This window comes from Thermostichus sp. OS-CIW-30, from assembly GCF_054060215.1.
Window position 1 is genome coordinate 21959 of record NZ_JBSSCZ010000017.1, and the last position, 18295, is coordinate 40253.

General features: G+C 60.2%; 13 protein-coding genes and 1 riboswitch. Of the genes, 7 read left to right on the forward strand and 6 right to left on the reverse strand.

The window, feature by feature from the left end; all coding sequences use genetic code 11:
* Positions 1–109: 109 nt before the first annotated feature.
* The gene (locus ACVWZF_RS08590; protein WP_011434353.1) at positions 110–637 is read left to right on the forward strand and encodes an adenine phosphoribosyltransferase; all 528 of its coding nucleotides are present in this window, start codon (positions 110–112) and stop codon (positions 635–637) included.
* A 5-nt stretch (positions 638–642) separates the two neighbouring features.
* Here ACVWZF_RS08590 and ACVWZF_RS08595 read toward each other — a convergent pair whose 3' ends face one another.
* The 3 genes from ACVWZF_RS08595 to glyA form a co-directional block, all read right to left on the reverse strand.
* Entirely contained in the window at positions 643–1209 is a 567-nt protein-coding gene (locus ACVWZF_RS08595) for a hypothetical protein (RefSeq protein WP_148202776.1), read from the reverse strand.
* A 98-nt stretch (positions 1210–1307) separates the two neighbouring features.
* A complete protein-coding gene (locus ACVWZF_RS08600) occupies positions 1308–2417 on the reverse strand; it encodes a glycosyltransferase family 4 protein (RefSeq protein WP_414342225.1) in 1110 nt (369 codons plus the stop codon).
* 24 nt (positions 2418–2441) lie between these two features.
* Positions 2442–3767 (reverse strand): serine hydroxymethyltransferase, encoded by a 1326-nt coding sequence (gene glyA, locus ACVWZF_RS08605; RefSeq protein WP_049749659.1) that lies wholly within the window; start codon positions 3765–3767, stop codon positions 2442–2444.
* 371 nt (positions 3768–4138) lie between these two features.
* Between glyA and psaM the strand changes: the two genes are divergently transcribed.
* The 3 genes from psaM (at position 4139) to purL (ending at position 9279) form a co-directional block, all read left to right on the forward strand.
* On the forward strand, positions 4139–4231 hold the full coding sequence (gene psaM, locus ACVWZF_RS08610) for a photosystem I reaction center subunit XII (RefSeq protein WP_011434349.1): 93 nt from the start codon (positions 4139–4141) through the stop codon (positions 4229–4231).
* Positions 4232–4437: 206 nt separating this feature from the next.
* The gene (gene recG, locus ACVWZF_RS08615; RefSeq protein ID WP_414408264.1) at positions 4438–6951 is read left to right on the forward strand and encodes an ATP-dependent DNA helicase RecG; all 2514 of its coding nucleotides are present in this window, start codon (positions 4438–4440) and stop codon (positions 6949–6951) included.
* 21 nt (positions 6952–6972) lie between these two features.
* A complete protein-coding gene (purL, locus tag ACVWZF_RS08620) occupies positions 6973–9279 on the forward strand; it encodes a phosphoribosylformylglycinamidine synthase subunit PurL (RefSeq protein WP_457411270.1) in 2307 nt (768 codons plus the stop codon).
* 86 nt (positions 9280–9365) lie between these two features.
* Here purL and trxB read toward each other — a convergent pair whose 3' ends face one another.
* Complete coding sequence (trxB, locus tag ACVWZF_RS08625) at positions 9366–10796, reverse strand: thioredoxin-disulfide reductase (RefSeq protein WP_457411272.1); 1431 nt, start codon at positions 10794–10796, stop codon at positions 9366–9368.
* Between the two features lie 465 nt (positions 10797–11261).
* Between trxB and glnA the strand changes: the two genes are divergently transcribed.
* Entirely contained in the window at positions 11262–12686 is a 1425-nt protein-coding gene (gene glnA / locus ACVWZF_RS08630) for a type I glutamate--ammonia ligase (protein ID WP_011434344.1), read from the forward strand.
* Between the two features lie 248 nt (positions 12687–12934).
* On the opposite strand, the gene ACVWZF_RS08635 is transcribed toward glnA, so the two are convergent.
* Complete coding sequence (locus ACVWZF_RS08635; RefSeq protein ID WP_011434342.1) at positions 12935–13387, reverse strand: DUF4278 domain-containing protein; 453 nt, start codon at positions 13385–13387, stop codon at positions 12935–12937.
* 79 nt (positions 13388–13466) lie between these two features.
* Positions 13467–13565: riboswitch (Glutamine riboswitch) on the reverse strand.
* Positions 13566–13811: 246 nt separating this feature from the next.
* On the opposite strand from ACVWZF_RS08635, the gene ACVWZF_RS08640 reads away from it, so the two are divergent.
* The gene (locus tag ACVWZF_RS08640) at positions 13812–15719 is read left to right on the forward strand and encodes a cation:proton antiporter (RefSeq protein ID WP_011434341.1); all 1908 of its coding nucleotides are present in this window, start codon (positions 13812–13814) and stop codon (positions 15717–15719) included.
* Positions 15720–15915: 196 nt separating this feature from the next.
* On the forward strand, positions 15916–16893 hold the full coding sequence (gene moaA / locus ACVWZF_RS08645) for a GTP 3',8-cyclase MoaA (RefSeq protein WP_011434340.1): 978 nt from the start codon (positions 15916–15918) through the stop codon (positions 16891–16893).
* Here moaA and ACVWZF_RS08650 read toward each other — a convergent pair.
* On the reverse strand, positions 16890–18254 hold the full coding sequence (locus ACVWZF_RS08650) for a CRTAC1 family protein (protein ID WP_011434339.1): 1365 nt from the start codon (positions 18252–18254) through the stop codon (positions 16890–16892). The two genes, moaA and ACVWZF_RS08650, sit on opposite strands and share 4 nt — an antisense overlap.
* Between the last annotated feature and the right edge of the window lie 41 nt (positions 18255–18295).

The following is an 18295-nucleotide window of genomic DNA, read 5'->3' on the forward strand; positions in this document are numbered from 1 at the left end:
TCCCATCTGCCCATTAGCTAACCGAGTATGATGGGTTGCTTGGAGCGTCCTTTGAGGACTCCGTCCCGCTAACGCGAACAGCAAGCCACTGGCCAGCGAGGAAAACAGGATGGATCTGCGAGCCCTCATTCGCTTGGTGCCCGATTTTCCCAGACCCGGCATCCTCTTTCGGGATATGACCCCCCTGCTGCAGGATCCGGCAGGCTTCCGGGCGGCTATTGAACAGTTGGCCGCCGGCACCACCGGCATGGGATCCCTAGATTATGTGGTCGGCATCGAGTCGCGGGGGTTCATTTTAGGGGCTGCTTTGGCACAACACCTGGGCTTGGGCTTTGTCCCGGTTCGCAAGCCAGGCAAACTGCCGCCGCCGGTGCTCAGCCAGACTTACAGCCTGGAATACGGCCAAGACCAGCTCCAACTGCACGCCCACGCCCTGCGGCCTGGAGAGCGGGTGTTGATCGTGGATGATGTCATTGCCACCGGGGGTACAGCCGCTGCCACCGCCCAATTGGTGGCCCAGAGCGGCGCTGAGGTGGGGGGATTTGCCTTCTTAATCGAGCTGGCCTTTTTGTCCGGCTGCAAGGCTCTTCCCCCTGGGATCCCTGCCCATGTGGTGATGGTAGAGGAAGGCAACTGAGTTCCTCAAGTAAGGTGCACCGACTGTTGGACGAGGATCCCTGGTGTTTTGGGCAAAGGTTGGCTCAAGCGGCTGATCTGAGCCTGCGCCTGCAGTTGTTCGTCAATCCAGTCCGCCAGTTCCCGCATGTAAAGCGCCACATGGATCGCCTGGTCGCGCTGTGCTGGCTCCACACCTTTTTCCGCCAGGCGGGCCAGAATTACGGGATCGCTCAGCTCCTCCAGGGCGGCAAAGTCTTCCGGTTGGTCGAACCCCAGCTCTGCCATTTTCTCGAACACATACCCCAGCCGCAGGCCGGTGGCCTCGCACTGCCCCTCCAGTTGCCAGGGATCCCTCAAGGCCAGGGCAACAGTTCGGTAGGCGGTTTGGGCGATGGAGCGCCAGGTGCCGCGGTGGATGCGCAGGCTGAGTTGCTGCCGATCCCAGCCCAGGGCTTCTCGCACCAACAGGCCGCAATTGCAGCGGGTGCTGTCCCGCCAACAATACTCCCAGTCCCAGAAGCCCCAGTGTTGGGATTGGATACGATCCGCGGTGCGGCGCAGGAGAGCTGCCAACTCAGGTGTGGGGCGCATGAGGCAACACAGAGCTAAACAAAAAACAACAAAACAAAAAACAACAAATATAGAGCGCCTCCAGTCTAGGCAGGCGAGCGATGGAGAACAAGCCCAGCTCAATCTTCTTTACATTCCTGGTCGCAACAGCATTGCGGAGCAACATATTCCTGTTCGGGCCTGTCCTCCGAGGGCAAAGCTCGTTGCCGTTGCCAAGCCCCCCAAGCCACCCCTGCCAACACCAGCGAGGCCCCGCCCAGGTAGGTGCCCCCTGCTGGCAAGCCCGCCAAGGCCAAGGCCAGGGATCCCCCCCAGAGGGTCATGGCGTAGATGAGCAGCACTGAATGCCGATGGGATAGGCCGGCTTTGAGCAAGCGGTGGTGCAGGTGGCCTTTGTCGGGATGGAAAGGCGACTTCCCCCCGGCCAGCCGCTTGAGGATTACGGTGGACATATCCAGGATCGGCACCGCCAAGATAAAGAAAGGCAGAGCCACTGCCAGCGTGGTCACCCCCTTGGCCACCCCGATCACCCCGATCCCAGCCAGGGTAAAGCCCAAAAAATAGGCCCCCCCATCCCCCATGAAGATCTGCGCTGGGTTGAAGTTGTAGCGCAAAAAGCCTAGGCAAGCTCCCGCCAAAGCCGCCGCCAGCATGGCCGCCGCCGGTCGATCCAGCAGCAGGGTTACGATCAGCATCACCACTGCCGCAATTCCCGACACCCCTGCCGCCAGTCCATCCAGCCCGTCCATGAAGTTGATGGCGTTGGCCATCCCCACCAGCCAGAACAGGGTAATCAGCAGGCTCAACCACACCGGAAAGGGCCAGATCCCTCTCCCGGGCAGACTGATGAACTCAATGCGCACCCCTACTCCCCAAGCGGCAGCAGCCACGCCGAATTGCATCAACAAGCGGGAAAAAGGCGACAGGTGAAACAGGTCGTCCGCCAGGCCAATCAAAAAAAACAAAACCCCACCGATCGTCACCCCCCAAATCTCGTACTCCTGCTCGGTGCGCAAGCCCCCAAAAGCTCCGGCTCCCCAGAGCAACAGCAGGGCCACCAAGTTGCCAAAAAAGATGGAAACCCCCCCCAGGCGCACCATCGGTTGCTGGTGGATCTTGCGCTCGTCGGGAAAGTCCAACTGGCCACTGCGGATCCCGACCGCCTTCACCACCGGGGTTGCCCACAGAACCACACAGGCAGCAGCCAGAAAGGCAACCAAGTAGGGCATAGCAAGCCGTGGCGAGGATTGCGGTTATCCCAAGTGGGGGTAGAGGGGGAAACGACGACAGAGCTGAGCCACCCGCTGGCGACACTCTTCCAACACAGCAGGCTCCTCAGGCTGAAACAGACAATCGGCGATGATCTCCCCAATTTCTTCAAATTCTACCGGCCCCAGGCCGCGGGTGGTCAAGGCTGGGGATCCCAGACGCAGGCCGCTAGCTACAAAGGGCGGCTGTGGGTCGAAGGGAATGGTGTTCTTATTGGCGGTGATGTGGATCTTCCCCATCAGCCGATCCGCCCGTTTGCCCGTCATTACCGGATCCGCCGCCCCAGTTTTTTCCAGCACCGCCGAAACCGAGCGCAGATCCAGCAACATCAGGTGATTGTCGGTGCCCCCCGAAACTAGCCGGATGCCTCGCCGTTGCAGGGATCCCGCCAGGGCTTGGGCATTGGCGATAACTTGGGCCGAGTACTGGGCAAAGCTGGGCTGCAGGGCTTCTCCAAAGGCCACCGCCTTGCCAGCAATAACATGCTCCAGCGGCCCCCCTTGACTGCCGGGGAACACTGCCTTATCCAGCTTTTTGCCCAGCTCTGGGTCGCGGGTGAGAATGAGCCCTCCACGCGGCCCGCGCAACGTCTTGTGGGTGGTGGTGGTCACCACATCGCAGAGGGGCACGGGGTTGGGGTGGTGTCCGGTGGCCACCAGGCCGGCAATATGGGCAATGTCGGCCAGCAGATAAGCTCCCACCTCATCGGCAATGGTGCGGAAAGCAGCAAAGTCGATTGCCCGCGGGTAGGCGGAGTAGCCGCAGATGATCAGCTTAGGCCGATGCTGCAAAGCCAGATCCCGCACTTGGTCAAAATCAATCCGCTCCGTCTGCGGATGCACCCCGTAGTGCACCACGCGGAACCACTTGCCGGAGACATTCACCGGCGAGCCGTGGGTGAGGTGGCCGCCATGAGACAAATCCATGCCCATGATCGTGTCCCCCGGCTGCAGCAGGGCCAAGAAAACAGCGAAATTGGCCTGCGCCCCGGAGTGGGGTTGCACGTTGGCGTGAGCCGCCCCAAACAGTTGCTTGGCGCGGTCAATGGCCAGTTGTTCAATCTCGTCAATAAACTCGCAGCCGCCGTAGTAGCGCTTGCCCGGCAGCCCTTCTGCATACTTGTTGGTGAGCACCGAGCCCTGGGCTGCCAAGACGGCAGGAGAGGTGAAGTTCTCGCTGGCAATCATCTCCAGGTGATCCCGCTGCCGGTTGAGCTCTTGCTGGATCAGGCGGTAAACAACGGGATCCGTTTCCGCCAGGATGGCCAAGCTATCCCGTGAGGTGGTCAGACTTTGTGGAGCAGCTACCATGATGACGCCAAGACCGAACTTCGCAGGAGGAATGGGCAAGAACTGCTTCGCCGTCGCGACGGCGTTGCGGAGCAACATCGTAGCATGACCCGCAAACCAGCAGCGCAGGCCCCGGCCTTTCTGCCTGGGGTAAAACCCCAAAACTGAGAAAGAATCCCTTGCTTTAGGGGTGGGGAGAATGTCAGTCGCGACAGCGTTGCGGAGCAACATCGATCCAAGCAGAGGATCTGGGAGCCACGGTCAAGCGGGATGGGCAAGGGCTGCTTTGTAAAGAATGTTGAGCTTTTCTTCTCGGTGTCAAGGCTACCCCTCAAGCTACGGTAGAGTGAGGGGGCTGACTTTTGTGCAATTCCACTGTTAGGGAGTTGGTTATGACGGACGCACAAGTTTTCACCATCCTGGCGATTGCCTTGGTGCCGGCAGTGATGGCTCTGCTTTTGGGATCCGCCCTGGCCCGCAGCTAAAGCTCCTGCATCTCCCAAAAAGTGCCTCTGGATCCCTTCGGCCTGCCCCGTCACGACAGTGTTGCGGAGTAATAAGGCAGGCTTTTTTCTTTATCAAGGAATGGAAAGTGTGGCTTGCGCTGCTGCACTCCTTCGGTTGTCCTGCCGTTGTTGGCTAAAGTTGGATTGATAAGGAGCACTCCCGGCAGCCAAGCAACTTGAGCCAGGTGGATCTACAGCGGCTTCAGCGCGCCCTTTCCCTAGAAGCAGAGGTGGGGTTTACCGACCTGCGGGGGCGAGAGCAGACCTTCTCCCAATTTTTGGGGAGTGTGTTCGGACAGGATCCCCCCTCTGACTGGGTGCTGAATGGAGATGACCGGCGGCGATGGAAAGAACTGGGATCCCGCTATACCCTGTATTCCGAGCTGGAGCTGCCCGAACGCCAGCACCTGGTGGCCGAAACCCGCCGCTGGCTGGAGCGAGTCCGACGTCAGCAAGAGCTGTCCCGACCGAGTTCCCACCAACCTGGCTCGTTTGCAGCCTCGTTGCCACAGCGCTCTGGTTTCCCTGCCGTAGGCGTAGCAACAACCCCCCCAGAGGCAGGGCGGAGCACGATTTCCCCATCTCTCCCTGCCGGCCTCAGCCTGGAGCAGCCGCTGCAGTTTCTCAAAGGGATTGGTCCCAAGTCGGCGGAGAAACTGGCACAACTGGGCCTACACAGCGTGCGGGATGCCCTCTACTACTTCCCCCGCGACTACCTGGACTATTCCCGGCGGGTGCTCATCCGCCAAGCCAAGGTGGGGGAGACCGTTACCCTTGTAGGGACGGTGAAAAGTTGCAGTTGCTTTACCAGCCCCAAGAATCCCTCGCTGACCATCTTCAACCTAAAGATTGCCGACAAAAGTGGTGTAATTACCCTCAGCCGCTTCTACAGCGGGCGGCAGTTTGCCCAGCGCAGTTGGCAAGCTTCCCTGGAGCGGCAATACCCCAAGGGGGCCCTGGTGGCTGCCAGCGGCCTGGTCAAAAAGGGCCGGTTGGGCCTAACGCTGGATAACCCGCAACTGGAGGTGCTGGGGGGAGAGGGCGAGGAGCTGGACAGGCTGGGCAAGATCTTGCCAGTTTACCCTCTCTCAGAAGGGATCCCCGCCGATCTGGTGCGCAAGGCGGTGCAACTGGCTTTGCCGGCGGCGGCCTTGGTGGAGGATCCCTTGCCGGCGGATCTCAAGCGGCAGTTGCAGCTTTTGGACTTGCCTGTTGCCCTGCAGCAGATCCACTTTCCTGAGACCCGAGAGCTGCTGGCCCAGGCCCGGCGGCGGCTGGTGTTCGATGAGTTTTTCTACCTACAACTAAGCCTATTGCAGCGGCGACACCGCTATCGTGCCCAAGCTCAGGCCATACCTCGTTACCAGCCGGCTAGAGGGGAGCTGTTGGATCGCTTCTACCAAATCCTGCCCTTTCAGCTTACCGCTGCCCAGCAGCGGGCCATCGACGAGATCCTAGCGGATCTGCGGGATCCCTTGCCCATGAACCGCCTCTTGCAGGGAGATGTGGGATCCGGCAAAACCGTGGTGGCGGTGGCAGCTGTGCTGGCAGCCATTCAATCCGGTTGGCAGGCGGCCCTCATGGCTCCCACCGAGGTTTTGGCCGAGCAACACTACCGCAAGTTGGTGGAATGGCTCAGCCAGCTGCAGGTGCCCGTTGAACTGTTGACTGGATCCACGCCCCCTGCTAAGCGCCGGGAGATCCTGCGGCAGTTGCAGACCGGGGAATTGCCCTTGGTGGTGGGCACCCATGCTCTCATCCAGCCGGCAGTGCAGTTTCGCAACCTGGGCTTGGTGGTCATCGACGAGCAGCACCGCTTTGGCGTGGAGCAGCGGGCCGCTCTGCAACAGAAAGGGGATCACCCCGATGTGCTCACTATGACCGCCACCCCCATCCCCCGCACCCTCACCCTGGCCCTGCATGGGGATCTGGATGTTACCCAAATTGACGAGCTGCCGCCGGGGCGCAAGCCCGTGCACACCCTGGTGGCCCGGCCAGGGGATCGCCTGCAGGTGATGCGGCTTATCGAGCGGGAAATTGCCCAAGGGCGGCAGGCCTACGTGGTGCTGCCGTTGATTGAAGAGTCGGAGAAGCTGGATCTCAAATCTGCCATCGAGGAACACCAGCGTCTGCAGGAAAAGGTCTTCCCCCAATTTCGGGTGGGCCTGCTGCACGGGCGCTTGACCAGTAGCGAGAAGGAAGCTGTCATTGCGGCCTTTCGCCGGCGGGAGCTGGATATTCTGGTCTCTACCACGGTGGTGGAGGTGGGGGTAGATGTGCCCAATGCCTCGGTGATGCTGGTGGAGCATGCGGAGCGCTTTGGGCTCTCCCAACTGCACCAACTGCGGGGGCGGGTAGGGCGGGGATCTGACCAGGCCTACTGCATCCTGATGACAGGATCCAAAAGCGAGGAGGCCCTGCGGCGGCTCAAGGTGCTGGAGCAGTCCCACGACGGGTTTTTCATTGCCGAGATGGATCTGCGCTTCCGCGGCCCAGGGGAGGTGATGGGCACCCGCCAGTCGGGGCTACCCGATTTTGCCCTGGCCAGCCTCATGGAGGATCAAGAGGTGCTGCAGCTGGCCCGCCAAGCGGCAGAGCAGCTTATTGTCCAAGACCCCGACCTGAAGCGCTGGCCCCCCTTAAGCCGCATACTGGAAGAGCGTCAGGCCCGTCTCTTGGGCCCTGGGTTGTTGACCTAAGCTAGGGGCAATTGGAGCACTATGCCCTATACTCTCGAAGACTTAAAAGCCCACGGCCTTTCCCCGGCGGAATATCAACAGATCCAGCAGCAGCTGGGCCGGGATCCCAACCCCAACGAGCTGGCCATGTTTGGGGTGATGTGGTCAGAGCACTGCTGCTACAAAAACTCCCGCCCTCTGCTGAAAAACTTTCCCACCACGGGCGAGCGGGTAGTGGTGGGGCCGGGGGAAAATGCCGGCGTAGTGGATCTGGGGGAGGGGGATTGGCTGGCGTTTAAGATCGAGTCCCACAACCATCCTTCGGCAGTGGAGCCCTTCCAGGGGGCAGCTACCGGCGTGGGAGGGATCCTGCGGGATATCTTTACCCTGGGCGCCCGTCCCATTGCCCTCCTCAACTCGCTGCGCTTTGGGCCGCTGACCGATCCCCGCAACCGCCGCCTCATGGCCAGGGTGGTGGAAGGGATCGCCCACTACGGCAACTGTGTTGGGGTGCCCACCGTAGGCGGCGAGGTGGCCGTGGATCCCTGCTACAGCGGCAATCCCTTGGTCAACGTCATGGCCCTGGGGCTGCTGGAGACGCCGGCAGTGGTGAAATCGGCAGCGCGGGGGGTGGGGAACCCGGTCTTGTACGTGGGCGCCACCACCGGGCGGGATGGCATCCGCGGGGCCAGCTTTGCCAGCGCCGAGCTCAAGGAGGATGCGCAGCAGGATCGGCCGGCAGTGCAGGTGGGGGATCCCTTCCTGGGCAAGTGCCTCATCGAGGCCTGTCTGGAGGCCTTTGCCACAGGAGCTGTGGTGGCTGCCCAGGATATGGGGGCAGCCGGGATCACCTGCTCCACCGCGGAGATGGCCGCCAAGGGAGGGGTGGGGATCCGCTTTGACCTCGACCGAGTGCCGGCGCGGGAAAGCGGCATGGCTGCCTGGGAATACCTGCTCTCGGAATCCCAGGAGCGGATGCTGCTGGTGGTGCAAAAAGGCCGCGAGGCGGAGGTGATGGAGATCTTCCACCGCTGGGGTTTGCAAGCTAGTGTGGCCGGGGAAGTCATTGCCGAGCCGCTGGTGGAGATCTGGCACCAGGGATCCTGCGTGGTGCAGGTGCCGGTGCGGGCTTTGGCCGAAGACACCCCCGTCTATGTCCGTCCGGTGTTGCCAGAGCCGCCAGCCTACGTGCAGGCAGCGTGGCAATGGGATCCCGCCACTCTACCCCCTTGTGATTGCCAGGGGATCCACCTCGCTCAGGCAACGCTGGCATGGAAAGAGGTGCTGCTGCAGCTTTTGGCCAGCCCCACCCTAGCCAGCAAAGCCTGGATCTATCGCCAATACGACCACCAGGTGCAAAACAACACCGTCCTTTGGCCGGGCCAGGGAGATGCGGCGGTTATCCGCATCCGTTCCCAAAGGTTTGGCGTGGGCGAGGTGCCGCCCCTGCGAGCTTCCCGCAAGGCCATCGCTGCCACCCTGGATGGCAATGGCCGCTGGGTGTATTTGGATCCCTACGAGGGGGCCAAGGCAGCCGTGGCGGAAGCTGCCCGCAACCTCACCTGTGTGGGGGCCGATCCCCTAGCTGTTACCGATAACCTTAACTTTGGCAATCCCGAAAACCCGGTGGTGTACTGGCAGCTGGCCCTGGCCTGTCGGGGGATTGGAGATGCCTGCCGTGCCCTCGGTACGCCGGTAACGGGGGGAAACGTTTCTCTCTACAACGAGACCCTCACCCCCCAGGGATCGCAGGCTATCTACCCTACCCCTGTCATTGGCATGGTGGGTCTTATTCCCGACTTGAAATGCATCTGTGGCCAGGGGTGGCAGCAAGAAGGGGATCTCATTTACCTCCTGGGATCCCAGGCCCTCACCAGCTTGGGGGGCAGCGAGTATTTGGCGGTCATCCACCAGCAAGTTACGGGCCGGCCCGCGCCAGTGGATCTGGAATTGGAAAAGCGGGTGCAAGCTGCCTGTCGCCATGGAATCCGCCAGGGCTGGGTGCGCTCTGCCCACGACTGCAGCGAGGGGGGATTGGCTGTGGCTTTGGCAGAAGCCTGCTTGAGCGGAGGCCGCGGCGCAACCCTCTCCCTGGCTCCTGGATCCTTGCGCTGGGATCAAGCCCTGTTTGGAGAGGGATCCAGCCGCATCCTAGTCTCCGTAAGCCCGGCCCACCGTTCCCTCTGGGAAGCCTATTTGGAGTCCCAGCTCCCCGGCCAGTGGCAGCTTGTGGGACAGGTGGGATCCCCTGCGGATCCCCTGCTCTTGAGGACGGCAGAAGGGGATCCCTTACTGGTGGTGTCTTTGGCAGCTATGCAGGCCGCCTACCACGGTGCCTTTTCGGACTAGCTGAGCCTCGGTTGGGAAACCGTTTTCTGCGCCCAGCTCCCTTCTCCCTTGGGGAGAGGGGCCAGAGGTTGGAGAGGAAAACATCCTTAGGGGGATTTTTCCTCACACAAATTGGCCTGGATCACCTCTCGATATTGGGACTTGGGCTTAACGCCCACCAACTGGGCCACCAGCGTCTTGTTTTTGAAAAATTGCACCGTCGGGGTGCCCGTCACCCCCCCTGCCTCTGCAATCTCCGGATCTTTCTCAATATCGATCTCCACCACGTGCAGCTTGTCCGAGAACTCATCGATGATCTTGTTCAAGATCGGCTTGAGGGCATGACAAGGGGCACAGGTGGGGGCGGTGTACTTGACCATGAGCAGGCGATCGCTTTCGTGGTAGAGTCGCCGCAGGGCATAGCTCCCCTCATGGCAAGTCTTGCTGAAGTCTAAGTCATCCTGTCCATTCTCCTCAAAGCTGGCCTCCTCAACAGCAGGATCCCCAGCAGACTCTGCCGCAGAAGTCGCAGCAGGGCTGGGTTCAGGATGGCTTTGGGGAAGGACGTGATACTCCTGGGCCAAGCCGTGTTCCGAGAGCCAACGCTCTGCCAACATGGCCGCCATACAGCCAGTGCCGGCAGCGGTAATCGCCTGACGAAACTCGTGATCCTGCACGTCGCCGGCGGCAAACACCCCCTCCACACTGGTGGCCACGGATCCCGGGCGGGTGACGATGTAGCCGACTTCATCCAGTTCCAGTTGTCCTTTGAACAAGTCGGTGTTGGGCTTGTGGCCAATGGCATAAAATAGGCCACCCACTGACATCTCGCGTATTTCGCCGGTTTGGTTGTTCCGCACTTTCACCCCGGTCAGGCGCAGGCCGTCGCCCATCACTTCCACCGCCTCGGTGTTCCAGTGCACAGTGATCTTGGGGTTGTTGAGAACACGATCCTGCATGGCCTTGCTGGCCCGCATTTTGTCGCTGCGCACCAGCATGTGCACGTGGGATCCAAACTTGGTCAGGTAGGTGGCCTCCTCACAGGCAGTATCGCCGCCGCCGATCACCACCAATTCCACCCCTCTGAACATGGGCATAGCCCCATCGCAGACAGCACAAGCTGACATGCCCCGGTTCCAGTAGGTCTCCTCCCCCGGCAGGTGTAGGCGCTTGGCTGTGGCCCCGGTGGCGATGATCAGGCTGTGGGTGCGCAATTCCCGCTCGTCAGAACAGACGACAAAGGGCCGCTGGCTTAAATCCACAAAGGTGACATCTTCGGTGTAAAGTTCTGCCCCCCACCGCTGCGCTTGAGCCCGCATGTTCTTCATCAGTTGGGGGCCGGTGATGCCCTCGGGAAAGCCCGGAAAGTTCTCCACCTCGGTGGTGGTCATCAGTTGCCCGCCCGGGATCCCGCCCGCCTGGAACCCCTCAAACACAACCGGCTTCAGGTTGGCACGCCCAGCGTAAATGGCTGCTGTAAACCCAGCAGGGCCGGAGCCGATAATCACCACATTCTCAACCCGACTTTGCTCTGTCATCCGATGTCTCTCCTTCTGCAATGGGAATAAAAGCCAAACTCATAACGACTACGCTTTAGCTTAACACCCCTTGGCGAACCGGTCGAGGCCGAGGCCTATTAGCCTCATTTTCGCTCGCCTCAGGCCATTGGGGCCTTTTTTGCCCATCCCATAGGGTTATCTCTGCCCAGAGGTTGGCCAAGTGGCGGCCATTGCCCAAGTTTTGGATCCCCAACACCCAATCCCGGTTGACCCAAGCCAGAAGGAAAAGAGGTGTCTGAGATGGCCAGCAATTTGGTCTTGGTCAGAAAGCGGAGCTCAAATGAATTTTGTATCAGAAACTACAAAATACCCGTGTTGGCCTTTCTAGGATGAGTGAGCGTTTTTGGCCTGTCTGGGTCGAAGCGTGGGGATCACCTGCTGGGATCCCATTTGTTTCAGCCACAGTTCCCCCAGTCTTAACCGCAACCCAATCAGGAGAGAGTAATGGCATCCACGCCCCAAGAAGTGCTTCAGATGATCCAGGACAACAACGTCCAGATAGTGGATCTCAAGTTTGTGGATATCTTTGGCACCTGGCAGCATGTTTCCTTCCACACCTCGATGATCAAGGAAGAAACCTTCACCGAGGGGCTTCCCTTTGACGGATCCAGTATCCGGGGCTGGAAAGCGATCAACGAGTCGGACATGTACATGGTGCCGGATCCCAAGACGGCTTGGATTGATCCCTTTCTGGAGGTGCCCACCCTCAGCATAACTTGCAGCATTGTTGAGCCGCGCACTGGCCAGCCCTATAGCCGCTGTCCCCGCAGCCTTGCCGCCCGTGCCGTTGCCTATCTGCAATCGACGGGCATTGCCGATACGGCTTACTTCGGGCCGGAAGCGGAGTTTTTCATTTTTGAGGATGTTCGCTTCGACCAAACCCAAAACTCGGCCTACTACTTCGTGGATTCCATCGAAGGTCGCTGGAACTCGGGCCGCGAGGAGAAAGGTGGCAACCTGGGCTACAAGCCTCGCTACAAAGAGGGCTATTTCCCGGCACCGCCCACCGATGCCCATCAAAACATCCGCACCGAGATGCTGCTGACCATGGGCAAGTTGGGGGTGCCCATCGAGAAGCATCACCACGAGGTGGCTACCGGCGGGCAAGGGGAGTTGGGCTATCGCTTTGCCGATCTGATCACGGCTGCCGACTACATGATGGTTTACAAATACGTGATCCGGAACGTGGCCCGCAAGCACGGCAAAACCGTCACCTTCATGCCCAAGCCCCTATTTAACGACAACGGCACCGGCATGCACACCCACCAGTCCCTCTGGAAGGATGGCCAGCCCCTGTTCTACAGCGAAGGCACCTATGCCAACCTGAGCGAGACAGCTCTCTACTACATCGGTGGCCTGCTCAAGCATGCCCCGGCAATCCTGGCCTTCACCAACCCCACCACCAACTCCTACAAGCGCTTGGTGCCCGGCTTCGAGGCGCCGGTGAACCTGGCTTACTCCCAGGGCAACCGTTCCGCTGCCATTCGCATTCCGGTGACCGGCAACAATCCCAAGGCCAAGCGTCTGGAGTTCCGCTGCCCGGATGCCACCTGCAACCCCTACATCGCCTTTTCGGCCATGCTGATGGCTGGCCTGGACGGGATCAAGAATAAGATCCATCCCGGCGAGCCCTTGGACAAAGATATCTACGATCTGGAGCCGGAAGAGCTGGCCAAGATCCCTTCCACGCCTGGATCCCTGCTGGATGCCCTGGAAAACCTGCAGAAGGATCATGCCTTCTTGCTAGAGGGCGGTGTCTTTACTGAGGATCTGATCCAGACCTATATCGAGTACAAGATCGACAACGAGATCAACCCCATCAATCTGCGGCCTCACCCCTACGAGTTCGCCCTTTACTTCGACGCCTAAGCGGTGTGGCCGATTCTGCAGCGGGATCCCTGATGGGATCCCGTTTTTTTCCGAGGAAATAGCACCCCTCAATTGTGGATCCCTTGGGCAACTTAGCTACTTTTGGTCAACAGCACCTCGTGCCAGCGTTGAAGCGTCCTGTGCCGTCCATCGACCTGAGGAAGCTCAACCCAGAAACCAAAAGGGGATCCCCAGCCGGGATCCCTTCTCGCTGAGCTCATGCCAGAGCATCAACAGTTACGGGCAGATCAGCTCATGCTGACACGGCTACGGTCGTAGTTGAGCCGAAAGGTGGGATGCACTTTTCCTTGGATGCGGTTCCAGAAGTTGCGCACGTTGACATGCAGGCCAATCTGCTCTGTACCGCGGAGCAGCATGGATTGCTGGCGAATCCGAATCAAGCGTTGATGGCTCATCATCAAGCGGCGAGACAGCTCATCCAAGACATGAGAACGGCCATTGGCAGCCACCGGGGCAGATGCCTCTGCCGTCTGAACGGGTTGAGCCGGCCCTTCGGCCGCCTTGAGGTGATGAGCAACACCCCGATAGAGCAGGTCAAGGTTGGTGGGCAAAACCACCGGCTTGCTCAGGTGGCGGAACCGCCAGTCCAGCCCCCGGTAACGACCCCCCACTTTGCCGGGAGAAACCGCTGCAGTTGCAGAAGAGGGGGTGTAATCGACGCCACGGTAAAAGAGTGCCATGATCTTCGCCTCCAATGAGTTGAGTTTTCATCCGTTCGCCTTCTCCCAAGAGAAGCCACACGGTTACCAGAAGAGTTGAGGCGCGTTCCTTCGGGATATCTCCCTACTTCCGTCCTCTGGCCGTGATGTCGCTCTACCTACATTAACGAGCCGCCCAGCACGCGAGAGGATGAACGATTTCTATCTACATTCTGTATTATAAGCTACGGTTTTGAGGTATTGCCAGCAAGTTTTAACAAAAATTTCCACTGAGTTTCTGGCCAGCTTCCTCTAATCGGGACTAGTCAGCCGGGATCCCTGGGGGAAGTAAGGTGCAGGGCTTGGGGCCAGGTTCTCCACTCTGTCCGAGATGCCAGAGGAAGCATTATCGTGGAAGAATCCTCAGGATTGGCTACAAAAGTTCACATTCCTTGGTGGGTGCCCTGTGCAGGAAGACTTTCGTCTGATTTTGGACATTGTGACGGTATTGGCGGCAGCGGCAGCAGGTGGATTCTTGGCTTCGCTGCTGAGGCAGCCGGTGTTGCTCGGCTACTTACTGGCCGGGATCTTGGTGGGGCCAACCGGGTTGGGGTGGATCAAAGAGTTGGTTCAGGTGGAAACCTTGGCCCAGTTTGGGGTGACCTTTTTGCTGTTCACCTTGGGGGTGGAGTTTTCCCTGAAAGAATTGCGCAAAGTGCGGGGGATCGCCGTTGGCGGAGGCATTTTGCAAATTGGCCTGACGATTTTGATCACGGCGGTGCTGGCGGTGGTCAGCGGCTGGTTGACGCCGGTGCAAGGGATCTTTTTGGGGGCCGTGCTCTCCTTGTCTTCCACGGCGGTGGTGCTGAAAAGTCTCACTGAGACCAACCAAATGGGCACTCCCCAAGCCCAGGCCATGCTGGGGATCCTGATTGTGCAAGATTTGGCGGTGGGGCTGATGTTGGCGGTGTTGCCGGCTTTGGATTGTCCCTTGCCGGAGCTGGCGGGATCCCTGGTCAAGTCGGTAGCGGAAATTGGCCTGGTGGGGCTGGGGGCAGTGGTGAGTGGCATTTGGCTCGTTCCGGCCTTCTTGCGGCTTTTGGCTCAGCAGGAGAGCAAAGAGGTGTTTTTGCTGGGGGTGATCAGCCTCTGCGTGGGGATTGCCCTGTTGACGGAGCGGCTGGGCATTTCCAGCGAGATTGGGGCCTTCATTGCCGGGCTGATGATCTCGGAGGTGGAATACGCCGACCAAACCCTGGACTATGTGGAGCCTTTGCGAGATGTGTTTGCCGCTCTCTTTTTTGCGGCCATCGGCATGCTCATCGATCCCAGCTTTATCCTCGGCCATCTGTTGCTGATCCTGGGGCTGGTGGGGCTGGTGATGGTGGGCAAGTTTTGCATCGTGGCTCCCTTGGCGCGGCTGTTTGGTTACACTCTGCCGGCAGCGGTGGTGGTGGGGCTGGGCCTATCGCAAATCGGCGAATTCTCCTTTGTGCTGGCCAGCGAGGGGCAGGCTTTGGGGTTGGTGTCGCGGCAGATCTATTTGTTGATTGTCAGCACTACAGCCGTTACCCTTCTGCTCACCCCCTTTCTGCTGAGGGGCGCTCCTCGACTGTTTTCCGGGCTACACGGGATCCCCTTCTTGGCCCGCTGGTTGGAATCGGGCGAGCGGCCCCGCGCTTTGGCCCCCGATGCTCCTCAACAGGGGCACGTGGTGGTGTGCGGCTATGGGCAGGTGGGGCAAGACATTGTGCGCATTCTCGAAGCCCGTCGTCACCCCCTCTTGGTTATCGATCAGTCAGAACGGGTGATCCAACACCTGCGTTCCCGTGGGATCCCTTACCTCTACGGAAATGCGGCCAGCCCGTTGGTGCTGGAGAAAGCTGGCCTGCCCCAGGCCCGCGCTCTGGTCATTGCCCTGCCGGATCGCATGAGCATCCGCCTCTGCCTGAAACGAGCTCTGGAGTTGGCGCCGCGATTGGATGTGGTGGTGCGAGCTACCGACAAGGAAGACATCGAACAGCTCTATCAGTTGGGGGCCAGAGAAGTCGTCCATCCCGAATTCGAGGCCAGCTTGGGTCTGTGCAGCCATGTGTTGCTGGAGTTGGGAGAACCCCCAGACATCATTCAGCAGGAGATCCTGGCCATTCGCAGCAGCCACTACCGCGATCTGCGCCCTCTCCACCCCAGTTGTCTGATCCCCGCGCCTGTCAGTTGGCTGACACCGCCGGCCCCACCTCCCTCTCCCCCCCTCCCCGCCAATGCCAACGGCAGCCACGACAGCCACCCACCTGAGTCTGTGCTGGCCTGGTGGGAACGCTGGCAGCGGCCTGTTCAACCCGAATGGGCAGGGATCCCTGGCTCTGCCGAGTAGAGATTTGCACCTCAATCTTCGTAGTATCCTGCAAACTGGAGGTGTGGCCACCGCAAGTTGAAAGCCTGGAGACAGTTCCCGCTGCCTTCGCGGATGGAGACGCTGGGAGGTTTTCCAGAGGCAACGGAAAGGGTCCCCGGCGTTGCTCGGCACCTTGGGGGAGGGGGTGCCACATCTTTTTTGGGCCTAGCTTGCCATGCCGACCGTTAACTATCTGCGCATCAGCTTGATCGATCGCTGCAATTTCCGCTGCCAGTACTGCATGCCTGACGAGGCGGAGTTGACGTGGCTGCAAGCCCCAGAGCGTTTAACGGATGAGGAAATCCTCACGTTGGTTCGAGAGGTGTTTTTGCCGTTGGGGATCGATTGCTTTCGCCTCACCGGCGGCGAACCCCTGCTCAGGCCGGGGCTGGAGCACCTCATCCGGGCTCTATGCAGCCTGCCTGGGGTGAGAGATGTGGCCCTTACCACCAACGGCTTCAACCTCAGCCAAAAAGCTCAACTCCTCTATGAAGCGGGGTTGCGCCGCATCAACATCAGCTTTGATTCCCTCAACCCCGAGACCTTTCGACTGATCACGGGGCGGGATCGCTGGCGGCAGGTCTGGGCCGGGATCCAAGTTGCCCACCAAGTGGGGTTTGATCCCCTCAAGTTGAATGTGGTGGTGATCCCTGGGCTCAACGAATCGGAAGTGGAAGATCTGGCTGCCCTTACTCTGGAGCGACAATGGCATGTGCGCTTCATCGAGTTTATGCCCATTGGCAATGCCGCCCTCTTTCAGCAGGCCGGCTGGGTGGAGTCTGAGGTGCTGCGACAGCGAATTCGCGCTCGCTTTGGCCTGGAACCTGGGTTTGTGGCCGGCAATGGGCCGGCGGATGTGTTTCGAATCCCGGGGGCAAAAGGCACCTTGGGCTTTATCAGCCAGATGTCGGAGTGCTTTTGTGATCGATGCAACCGCATGCGGCTATCCAGCGACGGTTGGCTGCGCCCTTGCCTGCTCAACGAATCCGGCCAAATCAACCTGCGGGATCCGCTGCGAGCTGGGATCCCTGCCGAAAGGCTAAGGCAGCAGGTGCGGGAATTGCTGGACATCAAGCCGGATATCAACTTCAAAGGGCGGGACACCGGCAGCCAGGGATCCTACCGGCGCACCATGTCTCAGATTGGCGGCTAGCGGGGATAAGGGATCCGCAAAAGCTGGTTGACCGGTGGGTGGGCCACCTGCAACTGTTTCCCATCTGGCCACTGGATCTGGATTTCCTTGACCCCTGTTTCGGATCCCAGGCCAAAGTGGGCCACCGGCTCCATCTGACAGAGGTAGCCGCTGCCGGCGTCGATGGCCTGGATCTGGGTACGGGTGGAGGTGAGCAGCCTTACCAACGCGCCGCGGGCCGGGGCTCCCTGGCGGGTGAGGGGCAGAACCCTCAGCCAGTTGTTGGCATTGGCCTGAGGGCGATAGAAGCTGAGAGGCTGGGCGCCAGACTCCCCATGGGCAATCAACAATTCCAGACGACCATCCCCATCCACATCGGCCACTGCTGCTCCTGTCCCCAATCCCTGGGGCTCGGCAGCATCTCCAATGTCAATGGCTTGCCAACGGCCTGAGCGCCAAGCAAACAGACGGTTGGGCTCGCCGATGTTGTTGAAAAACAGCTCTGGGTAGCCGTCGTTGTCGAAGTCGGCAGCGATGACTGTGCGAATGCGGGAGGGCCTAGCCAACTCCGGGGGGGCTACATCCTTAAAAAAACCGTCGGGGGTCTGGATCCAGAGGCGATGGGGGCCTTCCCAGTTGCCATAGAGCAAATCCAGCCGTCCATCCCCATCCAGATCCACCGCCGCCACGCCACGTCCGTGCTCGTCCGGATCCGCCAGGCCCACCTCAGCGGCAATCTCTTCAAAGGTGCCATCCCCCCGGTTGCGAAACAGAAAGTTGGGCCCCTGCTCATTGACGGCAAAAATGTCCATCCGCTGCGAGACCAAGGGCAAGGCCACCAACCCCCGCCCGCCCGTCACCCGATTGAGTCTCGCTTCTGGCGCCACATCGGCGATCATTTGGTTAGGGCCCAACTCGTAGAGGCGCATAGGGCCGCCGTAGTTGGCTACGAAAAATCCATAGCTCCCCTGGCCAAGACGATCCACACAGGCTACAGAGCGACCTGCCGTCAAGTTGAGGGCATCTTGGTTTTGCGGCAGGGAGAACAGGTCCACCCAGGCGGATCCCTGCCAGTCGAAGAGGCGATCCCCAAAGCGCTTGCGCCCGCCGAAGGTATCGGTGTTCAAGACATAAAGTTCTTCCTGCCCGTCCCCGTCAAAGTCGGCGGCAGCCACCCCAATTGCCATGCGCCCTGCATCGGCCAGGGTGTCGTCTGCTTGATCCACCAAGGTTTGCCCATCCCACTTCAAGACTCGATTGGAGCCGCGGAACCCGCACACAAACAGCTCAAAGGCCCCATCCCGATCCAAATCGCAAGCGGCAACCCCGTAGAAAAGGGCAGGTGGGTTAAAGCGGATCTGCGAGCTGCAATCTTGGAACATGGGGATCCCATCGGAGAACAATAGGAACTGGTGGAGCTTCC

Coding starts and splice junctions, on each gene's coding strand:
- ACVWZF_RS08635 (WP_011434342.1), bottom strand. CDS start 13,387: ATGGCACTCTTTTACCGTGGCGTCGATTACACCCCCTCTTCTGCAACT.
- ACVWZF_RS08650 (WP_011434339.1), bottom strand. CDS start 18,254: ATGTTCCAAGATTGCAGCTCGCAGATCCGCTTTAACCCACCTGCCCTT.
- ACVWZF_RS08590 (WP_011434353.1), top strand. CDS start 110: ATGGATCTGCGAGCCCTCATTCGCTTGGTGCCCGATTTTCCCAGACCC.
- ACVWZF_RS08600 (WP_414342225.1), bottom strand. CDS start 2,417: ATGCCCTACTTGGTTGCCTTTCTGGCTGCTGCCTGTGTGGTTCTGTGG.
- glnA (WP_011434344.1), top strand. CDS start 11,262: ATGGCATCCACGCCCCAAGAAGTGCTTCAGATGATCCAGGACAACAAC.
- purL (WP_457411270.1), top strand. CDS start 6,973: ATGCCCTATACTCTCGAAGACTTAAAAGCCCACGGCCTTTCCCCGGCG.
- moaA (WP_011434340.1), top strand. CDS start 15,916: ATGCCGACCGTTAACTATCTGCGCATCAGCTTGATCGATCGCTGCAAT.
- ACVWZF_RS08595 (WP_148202776.1), bottom strand. CDS start 1,209: ATGCGCCCCACACCTGAGTTGGCAGCTCTCCTGCGCCGCACCGCGGAT.
- psaM (WP_011434349.1), top strand. CDS start 4,139: ATGACGGACGCACAAGTTTTCACCATCCTGGCGATTGCCTTGGTGCCG.
- glyA (WP_049749659.1), bottom strand. CDS start 3,767: ATGGTAGCTGCTCCACAAAGTCTGACCACCTCACGGGATAGCTTGGCC.
- trxB (WP_457411272.1), bottom strand. CDS start 10,796: ATGACAGAGCAAAGTCGGGTTGAGAATGTGGTGATTATCGGCTCCGGC.